Origin of the sequence: Moraxella caprae DSM 19149 (assembly GCF_000426885.1) — a bacterium.
Classification (GTDB): Bacteria; Pseudomonadota; Gammaproteobacteria; order Pseudomonadales; family Moraxellaceae; genus Moraxella; species Moraxella caprae.
Genome location: NZ_AUGF01000108.1, coordinates 1 through 1,148 on the forward strand (window position 1 = coordinate 1; position 1,148 = coordinate 1,148).

The window sequence follows — 1,148 nt, forward strand, 5'->3', positions numbered from 1 at the left end:
TAACTTCTACTTCTTGATTGTTTCTATCAAGCAGTATCATGCCTTGTTCTAGCAAGGACGCTTTTAGCCAGCCTGTGTCTTTAATCCAAAATGGGTGTTCGGCTGTGGTTTCTAGGGTTTCTATGTCTCCTTGATGGTTTTTGACCGTGACTTGGAAAATGGGTTGGTCTGGTGTTGCTTTGGTGGCAATGACAGGACGATAGCCATATTCTAGGGTAATGTCATTTCGTGTCCAAATCAGTTCACCACCTGTGAAGGTTTCAATGGCTTTTAAGCCCTCTTTGGTTTCAATGAGTGTACCTGCGGTAAAGCAATAAGGGGGAGTAGCACAGGTGTTGGTTTGGAGATCCTCTTTTGGTTCTGCTTTTTTTGGATCTTGATTGAATATTGATTTTTCAGTATCAAGCTGTTGTCCCTGACCATCATAAACACCCTCTGAATTCTCATCTTTTTTATCCGATTTTTTAAACCAGTCTTTTATTTTTTCCCATAAATTTGGTGTTTTGGGTAGTCTACTAATGTTAATCACCTCATCTGGAAGCTTAACATGAAATTCTCCCTCAACACCATGTAGGATATTTTTACTATTTTCTATCCCTTTACTCTTTGCACCAATGCCGCCCAAACCTAAAGAAGTTGAAACCCTTGCCAGTTGCTCTGTTGCTTCGTGTTGCTCCTCTATGTTGCCCTGTGTTAAACGCCATGCCCAGTCAGCCAACTGTTCACTAGCTTTACCATCTCCAATATAGGCGATAGCTTCTGTTAATACTTGGGCTCTTTCTTCGTTATTTTCAAAGCCGTCTTGACAATAGTCCCCACCACTAGCACAATGAATGGCGGTAGCAAGTGTTTCTAAGGATGCATCAGTTAAACTCAACCCCCCATCAACAGCATCTGACAATCCCTTAAAGAAGCCCGATAACGCTGGGGATTCTGGATACATTTCCTGAGCTGAATTTGCAGCGTTTTCAAAAAATTCTTTTGTAAGTTTACGTGTATCATCACCAAGCAAGGAGTTCCACTCCACCCCCACTTTCCCCACCTCCCCAGCATTCACCGCACTGCTGACATCACCTGTTGTGCCATAAGTAGTCGCTGTACTGGCTAGGGTAATGACACTGGTAACCGTATCTTTTTGTTCTTGGGTG

At 42.8% G+C, this 1,148-nt stretch carries 1 protein-coding gene; it reads right to left on the reverse strand.

The features are described 5' to 3' along the window. On the reverse strand, positions 1–1,148 hold a 1,148-nt coding region (locus K941_RS15975), incomplete at both ends, for a polymorphic toxin-type HINT domain-containing protein (protein ID WP_036388472.1).